This is a genomic window from Mycobacterium sp., from assembly GCF_049281135.1.
Classification (GTDB): Bacteria; Actinomycetota; Actinomycetes; order Mycobacteriales; family Mycobacteriaceae; genus Mycobacterium.
Genome location: NZ_JBAPRN010000227.1, coordinates 1 through 7,887 on the forward strand (window position 1 = coordinate 1; position 7,887 = coordinate 7,887).

At 65.3% G+C, this 7,887-nt stretch carries 7 protein-coding genes and 1 pseudogene; 1 reads left to right on the plus strand and 7 read right to left on the minus strand.

Annotation, left to right across the window (positions count from 1 at the left end):
- The 7 genes from WAN02_RS09310 to WAN02_RS09340 form a co-directional block, all read right to left on the minus strand.
- The coding region (locus tag WAN02_RS09310; protein WP_422263873.1) for a hypothetical protein at positions 1 to 114 on the minus strand (114 nt) is incomplete at its 3' end.
- A 95-nt stretch (positions 115 to 209) separates the two neighbouring features.
- Positions 210 to 1,862 (minus strand): hypothetical protein, encoded by a 1,653-nt coding sequence (locus WAN02_RS09315; RefSeq protein ID WP_422263867.1) that lies wholly within the window; start codon positions 1,860 to 1,862, stop codon positions 210 to 212.
- A gap of 241 nt (positions 1,863 to 2,103) precedes the next feature.
- Entirely contained in the window at positions 2,104 to 3,444 is a 1,341-nt protein-coding gene (locus WAN02_RS09320) for an O-succinylhomoserine sulfhydrylase (protein WP_422263868.1), read from the minus strand.
- On the minus strand, positions 3,441 to 3,872 hold the full coding sequence (locus tag WAN02_RS09325) for a rhodanese-like domain-containing protein (protein WP_422263869.1): 432 nt from the start codon (positions 3,870 to 3,872) through the stop codon (positions 3,441 to 3,443). Before WAN02_RS09325 ends, WAN02_RS09320 begins: the two co-directional genes overlap by 4 nt.
- A gap of 403 nt (positions 3,873 to 4,275) precedes the next feature.
- Positions 4,276 to 5,496: a formate-dependent phosphoribosylglycinamide formyltransferase gene (gene purT / locus WAN02_RS09330; protein WP_422263870.1), complete on the minus strand. Its 1,221-nt coding sequence runs from the start codon at positions 5,494 to 5,496 to the stop codon at positions 4,276 to 4,278.
- 80 nt (positions 5,497 to 5,576) lie between these two features.
- Positions 5,577 to 6,218: a PaaI family thioesterase gene (locus WAN02_RS09335; protein WP_422263871.1), complete on the minus strand. Its 642-nt coding sequence runs from the start codon at positions 6,216 to 6,218 to the stop codon at positions 5,577 to 5,579.
- The gene (locus WAN02_RS09340; RefSeq protein ID WP_422263872.1) at positions 6,215 to 7,513 is read right to left on the minus strand and encodes an adenylosuccinate synthase; all 1,299 of its coding nucleotides are present in this window, start codon (positions 7,511 to 7,513) and stop codon (positions 6,215 to 6,217) included. The genes WAN02_RS09335 and WAN02_RS09340 overlap by 4 nt, the downstream gene beginning before the upstream one ends.
- Positions 7,514 to 7,667: 154 nt before the next feature.
- Here WAN02_RS09340 and WAN02_RS09345 point away from each other — a divergent pair.
- A pseudogene (locus WAN02_RS09345) lies at positions 7,668 to 7,887 on the plus strand (peptidase M50); the annotation flags it as partial.

The following is a 7,887-nucleotide window of genomic DNA, read 5'->3' on the forward strand; positions in this document are numbered from 1 at the left end:
CCGACTCGACTCGGCAGACGCGCGCGGTGGCTCAGCCGAGGCGCGCGGCGACGACGCCAGAGCAGTGCCGGCAGCCAGCATCAACGGCAGTTTCAGAACCGTTCGGCGATACACAAACTGACGATAAGTTGAGCGCGCCGCTGTTCCCGGTATTCATTGCGCGCGTCGCGCTACTTTGTTGTGGCAATTGTTATCTCGCCGTCACCACATCACCGCGACGTGGCAAGCATCCGCTCGAGGGTCAACGCTTGCGCTCCGGCCGATACCGACGTCGGCCCCGCGGTCGCGATCATCGCCCAACGGCCCGGCACGACGGCGACCTCCTCGCAGGGCTGTTCGGCCGTGCAGAATTCCGACACCAGCGAGCGGATGTTCTCGGCACTTTCCGTCGCCTCCGGACTGAGCACGCGGGTGGCAGCCCCGATACCGATCTCGGGATGACGCGCCATGAACTCGCGTAAGAACAGGGCACCAGTGACTTTCGGGTTGATGTCCTGAACCGCGGCCACCACCGTGTCACCGAAAACGCCGCCCACGGTGCCGACGGCGAAGTCGATGCCGCAGTGCAGCAAACCCAGTCGTTGATGCAGGTCGGTCATCGTCTTTCGCAGCCCGGTGTAGAGGCTCGCGTCCAGACCGAGGTTCTCCCAGTCCGAGGCGCTCACGTAGATGTTGCCCTTCCACGATGTGCCGCGCATGAACTGCAGAGTGAGACCGTCCAGCAGCGTGCCCGAGCGCACGTGGGCTGACGGCGTGGTCAAGACCCGTTCGCCGCCGACTTCTCGTTCGAAGTAGGTGACGTGCGCTTCGAGGACTTGGTCACCGCCCAACTTCCACGCGGCGGTCGCAAGCTCCTCGAGACGCCGGGTGTCCTCGAGTTCGATATTCGGCACGATCCGACCGCCGTTGGCGCCTTCGGACGGCTTCAGGCAGGCACGCGACAGCCCGTAACGGTCCTGCAGGAGCCCGCCCGCCCGAAGAAGATCGCGAACGAAACCTTCGCAATCCTCTTGCCAGGTAACCGCGTAACCCGGCAGCACAGGAATGGGTGTCTGCAGGACTTTGAACGCCTCGCTGGCCCGGTGCTCATGCTCCAAAATGACCGCGCCCGGCTGGCCGGCCACCTGGCTCTCCAGACTCAATGCGGCCCCGACCGTCGGATGCAGCATGCGCTTACGGTTCCACACCCCTAGGCGAGAATCGTTGGCGTCGACGCGGATTCGGCCAAGTCCGGTGATCCGAGCCAACCAGGTCACGAACAGCTGGAACTCGGGTTCAAAGTCGTACGGGCACACAACCGTTGAAGGGTTCTCTTGCAGAAACTCGATGATCTGGCGCATCACCGGATCGCGGTCGCCACCGTCGACCGCGCGACGCAGCAGCGCCTGAGACATGTAGTAGTAGTCCGCATCGGGAAGTACTAGGCGCTCAACGCCACTCGGCGCAGCGCCGCGCCGCCACGGCTGAGTCCGTCCGACAACGAGATCGCCACTGCGGGCAAGGTAGAGTCCGCGAGTCTCCACATATGTGGTGAGGTCCAATAGCGGCCGCCCCTCCACCATCGCGGTGAGATCGGTTTCGAAGCTGCTGGCGTACGGCGTGGTCGAATGCACCATCAGACGCGGCTGTTCCTCGCTTGGCGAAGAGAATTCGACATGCTCGCCGACCAGCTCGGGAAGCTCATCGGGTTCGATCGACAACAACTTGCGCGTCGCGATGGCGAAGTCGGTTTCGTCGAATCTCAGTGGGCCCGCGTAGCTCTGCCAGGGAATTTCGTCACCATCGACGACGACGGCCCATTCATAGAAATCGCCGGTCAGCGGATGAGGTGACGTCCGCGGCCGGCTGATGCACGATATCACTCAGGTCTCTCCATATCTGGCCCAGTGCAGTCAGGGGTGGACGCTGCGATACGCACCGTCGTTCTGGTATCGACCGTACTCGCTGTGTCGTTACTATCCCGCCGAAGCTTCTTAGCAGACCAAATCGATTGAAAAGACTAAACAACGGCAAGATGAATAACGGCGTAACGAGCAACCATCGCGCCAACATCGGTTGTCGGACATTCAGATTGCCGATGACCAGGAAACTCTCAGCGGACTCCTAGCTCAAGGCCCTGTCGATGTCGGCAATCAGGTCATCGGTGCTCTCCAGCCCCACCGAGATGCGAACTACCCCGTCGCCCAGCCCAATAGCCGCACGTCCTTCTGGCCCCATCGCACGATGGGTTGTCGTCGCCGGGTGGGTGACAAGGGATTTCGAGTCGCCCAAGTTGTTGGAGATGTTGATCAACTGCAGTTTGTCCAGTACCTCGAAAGCCCGCTGCTTGGCCGCACTGTCAGGGACGTCGAGCTCGAAGGTCACCACCGTGCCACCGCCGGACATCTGCCGCTTGGCCAGGTCGTATTGCGGGTGCGACGTCAAAAACGGGTAACGAACCCATCGCACCGCGGAGTGGCCTTCCAGGTATTCCGCGATCCGCTCCGCCGACGCGTTCTGGTAATCGACCCGAATCGAAAGCGTCTCAAGGCCTTTAAGCATTACCCAGGCGTTGAAGGCACTCATTGCGGGCCCGGTGTGGCGCATCAGCTTCTGCACCGGGCCGTCGATGTATTCCTTATCGCCGAGAATAGCCCCACCGAGCACTCGGCCCTGCCCGTCGATGTGCTTGGTACCCGAGTAGACCACCACGTCGACACCGAGCGGAAAGCCCTGCTGCAGAAGCGGAGTCGCGAAAACGTTGTCCAATACGACTTTCGCGCCTGCCGCGTGTGCGAGCTCGGTGACGGCGGCGATGTCGACCAACGATTGCATCGGATTCGACGGCGTCTCGAAGAACACCGCCTGGGTAGGCACGGAAAGCGCCTTCTCCCATTGAGATAGGTCGTCGCCGTCGACGAATACGGTCTCGACGCCCCACCGCGGCAGGATCTCGCTGCACACCACGAAACACGACCCGAACAGGCTGCGCGATGCGACCAGCCGATCACCGGCTGCCAGCAATGCCCCGAGCGAGGTGAAGACCGCGGCCATCCCGCTCGCGGTGGCGAATGCCGCGGGGGCACCCTCGATCAGGCGCAGGCGTTCCTCGAACATGCTGATTGTCGGGTTGCCGTAGCGCGAGTAGACGTAGCGATCGACTTCGCCGGTGAACGCCTGCTCGGCCTCGGCAGACGAGCCGTAGACGTAGCCGGACGCCAGATACATGGCTTCGGCGGTCTCGTCGAACTGCGACCGCAGGATGCCGCCGCGCACGCCGATCGTGGCCTGGCTGACGCCGTCGGGGAGCTGTAATGGCGTGCGCACCGACGGCACCTGCTTGGGCTCGTCGGTAGATTTGCGCCGCTTTCCCCCGCAAGCGGGTGGGGGTACCTCCAGCCGCGCAGCGGCGAGGGGGCGTACCCCCACCTCATCGCTACGCTCTGCATCGTCGTCGTCGGTCATGTCTGCTTCCACGGCAAACCGATTGCCCGCCAACCTCTTCCGCCGCGATGACTGTTGCCGTCGAGTTGACCTTCGAAACCGTCGAGCACGTTGTAAGAGGGGGCAACGCCGGCCTCGGTGGCGGCCTCGGCCGCCCCGATCGAGCGGTTACCCGAGCGACACAGGAACACCACTGGGCGGTCGTCGCGGGCCGGAACGTGCTCCAACAGCTCGGCAACGAAGTTCTCGTTGGGCTTGCCGTCGGAAGCGTTCCATTCGATGTACACGACATCGCGGCCCAGGCTGGCCAGATCAGGCACGCCGACGAAGCGCCATTCGGCGTCGGTTCGTACGTCGACCAGAACCGCCTCGGGGTTCTCGCTGAGCATCTTCCATGCCTGCTCGGGGGTGATATCTCCTGCGTATGAACGCTCTGACGCTGTCGTCACCTGCGGTTTCCCATGCTCGTTTGCCAACGTTGTACTCGACAATATTCGTGGATGGACATCAGCTGAAATCCCCCCGATGCTTCTAGCTGTGACGTGGGTACCCGGAGACTCACCGCTAGCCTTATAACCAGCTGCGAATGCGCGTACGGTTTGACATGGACGAGCACTTTTGCCGTCAGGTGTTCTGGAAGTCAAAAGATGAACAAAGCCTTTGCCGTCACGGCGGCAGCAGCCCTGGTCCTTGGATCCCTCTCCCCACTCGGGCCTGGCCCCTGCCTGCCTGCGACTTTTTTTGCTTGCATGGCGATCCCAAATCCTCCGCCGCCTTCAGCTCCTGCACCGGCTCCGCCAGTACCAGCTCCACCGAACGCGCCAACCCCACCCAACACGCCTTAACGACCGGCTACCAGAGCCGTCGCAGCGCGGTCGACACCTCGCGCGCGTGGCTGCGCGCGGCGGTCACGTCCGCGGCGGTGACGACGGCGGCCCCCAACGGGCGCCGAGCTTCAGAGTCGTCGTGGCTGAACACCCGCACGTCGCTTTCCGGCCTGCGCAGCGCATCGCCGAGTGCGCCACCGGAATGCGGACCCTGCACCGCGCCGCCGGAGTAGATCACCTCCGCGGCACCCGGCGAAATCATGATCGTGTCTACCGGAAGCCCCAGGATGGCCCGGGCCTGCAGCTCGAATTCCGAGAGTCGTTGGGTACGGGTGGTGACCAGGCCGCTCTCGAACGGCCGGGCGGTGACGTCGCTGAAGTAGACCTCGTCCCCGCGGACCATCAACTCCACCCCGAACACACCGCGGCCGCCCAGTGCCTTGACGATCCGGGCCGCGATGGACCTGCCCGCATCCAGCGCGGCGGGGGTCATGTCCTGCGGCTGCCAGTACTCCTGCACGTCACCAATGGCTTCGCCATGGCCGATCGGCGCACAGAAGTCGAGCGTCGGCCCCGTCGGCCCGACGCTGCGCACCGTCAGCAGAGTGACGTGGAAATCGATCTCGACGAGCGTTTCAGCTACCACCCGGCTGTGGGCCAGTCGGCCACCGGCGGAGACTGCCCGCTGCCAGGCCGACTCCAGATCGCCCGGCAGCAGAACCACGGACTGCCCCTCGCCGCCGACGGCAGCAACCGGTTGCACGCGCAACGGGTAGCCGGCGTGGTCGGCGATGGCGCGCAGCTCGTCGAGCGAACCCGCGAACCAGAACGGGGCGGTGGGCAGGCCCAGTTCGTCGGCGGCCAGCCGGCGAATGCCCTCCCGGTCGGCGGTGAGCCGGGCGCAGTGCGGGGTGGGCACCACCTCGGCGGTACCGGCTTCGGCCACTGCGAGCAACGCGTCGGCCGCGACGACGTCGGAGGCCGTCACCACGAAATCCGGCTGTAGCCGTCTGATCGCCGCGCCCAGCTCGTCGGCGTCGGTCATGTTGACTACCAGCGCCTGGTCGGCCACGCCATGAGCCGGCGCATCGGCGTACCGCTCGGCCGCGATCACGTGCGCGCCCAGGCGCTGCAGCGCGATCGCCAGCTCGCGGCTGAACTCTCCGGACCCCAGCAACATCACCGTCGGCCGGCGGTCATCGCGGTGCGCGTGAGTCAATTTGTTCTGGGGCCTGCCGTCAGCCACCGGTTCCACCTTCTCCCTAGTCACGCTGCTCAAGGATAGGTGCGCCGCCCGTGTGACCGATGTCGCGCAGTTCGCGGCCCCTACGGCTGGCCGGGTAGCAGGCGCACCATCAAGCCGTTGGCCTCGGCCAGCAGCGTGTCGCCGTCGAGCAGTTCGCCGCGGACAAAGGCCTTGCGGCCCTCAGTCGCCGCCACGTGACCCCGCACCGTCAGTGGGGTGTCGATCGGGGTGATCTTGCGGTAGTCGACGTGCAGGAAGCCGGTGCGGCTGATCGGCCTGGCCGCGGCGTGCACGACCATCCCGAAGACCTGGTCGAACAGCAGCGGGAGCACACCGCCGTGCACCGCGCCGTTACCGCCGACGTGGAACCGGGTGAAGTGGCCACGCATCTCCACGCCGTCGGGGTCGTACCTGGTCATCGTCCACGGCGGCAGCAGCAGGCTGCCCATTCCGGGCAGTTGCGGCGAACGGCCCGCCGGGGCCTGGCCTTCGGGGGCCTTGAACGGGGCGAGTTGATCAGCCAGGGCTTCGGCGTGCTCGGCGGCGTCATTCCAGACATCGTCGCTGGGGTCGGCGGACACCGCCAGATCCTGCAACTGCCGCATCGCTGCCACGAACCGGCCGAACCCGGGACCCGGGCTGGCGGCGCCGTATTCCGGAAAGCCGCCGTGATGGTCGTAGTCGGGGTCGAGTTGTTCTGGACTCTGCGAGGGATCGGTCATGGGCGGGCCGCAAGAACGTCGCGCCGCACGATGGTCTGCTCGCGACCCGGACCGACACCGATGCACGAGATATGCGCTCCGCCAAGCTCTTCCAGTCGCAACACGTAGTCACGAGCCTTGGCCGGCAGGTCGTCGAACTCGCGCGCCTCGGAGATGTCTTCCCACCAGCCGGGCAGTTCCTCGTAGATCGGTTCGGCGCGGTGCAACTCGCTCTGGGTCATCGGCATTTCCGCCGTCTCTTTGCCGTCGACGCGGTAGCCGACGCAGACCGGGACCGTTTCCAGGCTGGACAACACGTCGAGCTTGGTCAGGAAGTAGTCGGTGATCCCGTTGACCCGGGTGGCGTAGCGGGCGATGACGGCGTCGAACCAGCCGCAGCGCCGACGCCGGCCGGTGGTCACACCGAACTCGCCGCCGGTCTTGGACAGGTATTCGCCGTTCTCATCGAACAATTCGGTGGGGAACGGACCGGAGCCGACGCGGGTGGTGTAAGCCTTCAGGATTCCCAGCACAGTGGTGATCCGGGTCGGGCCGATGCCAGAGCCGACGGCGGCGCCGCCGGCGGTCGGATTCGATGACGTCACATAGGGATACGTGCCGTGGTCGACGTCGAGCAGCGTGCCCTGCGAGCCTTCCAGGAGGACGGTCTCACCGGCCTCCAGTGCGTTGTTGAGCAGCAGCCGCGTGTCGGCGATGCGGTGCTTGAAACTCTCCGCCTGCTGCAACAGGGCCTCGACGACGTGCCCCGCGTCCAGCGCCTTGCGGTTGTAGATCTTGACCAGCACCTGGTTTTTGAATTCCAGTGCGGCTTCGATCTTGTGGGTCAGCATTTCCTCGTCGAGCACGTCAGCGACCCGGATTCCGATACGGGCGATCTTGTCCTGGTAGCACGGCCCGATCCCGCGGCCGGTGGTGCCGATCTTCTTGCTACCCATGTAGCGCTCGGTCACCTTGTCGATGGCCACGTGATACGGCATCAGCAGATGCGCGTCGGCCGAGATCAACAGCTTCGAGGTGTCGACGCCACGGTCTTCGAGGCCCTTCAGCTCGTCGAGCAGCACGCCCGGATCGACGACCACACCGTTGCCGACGATGTTGGTGACGCCGGCCGTCAGGATGCCCGACGGAATGAGATGCAGGGCGAAGTTCTCACCGCTGGGCAGCACCACGGTGTGTCCCGCGTTGTTGCCGCCCTGGTAGCGCACCACCCATTTGGTGCGGCCGCCGAGTAGGTCGGTGGCCTTGCCCTTGCCCTCGTCGCCCCATTGGGCGCCGATCAGGACGATTGCCGGCATGGCGTTTCTCCCACTCATTTCTGCCGCTTATTGTGGTCCAGCCGGTGACCCACACTATCGCAGCTGTTTGCGAGGAGGCCCGTCCGGCGACGATACGCGCCGGAGGGCGCGGGGAGGAGCCGGACCGATAGACGACCCTGACATCGCCGTAGTGATGTTCGATGGCCGTCGCGTGCCGCGATCGCTGACGCGGCTGAGGGTAATTGATCCCGTCGACATCGACGCCGCGCTCGCCTCGGCGCGGCGGGTGGTGGTGGTCGGCGCCGACGCCGATCTCGCGTCCGTGCTGACCCGGCTGCTGCGCGCCGAGCTGCTGAACGTCGAGGTGGCATACGTTCCGCGCCACCGCACGCAGGCCACCCGCGCCTATCGCC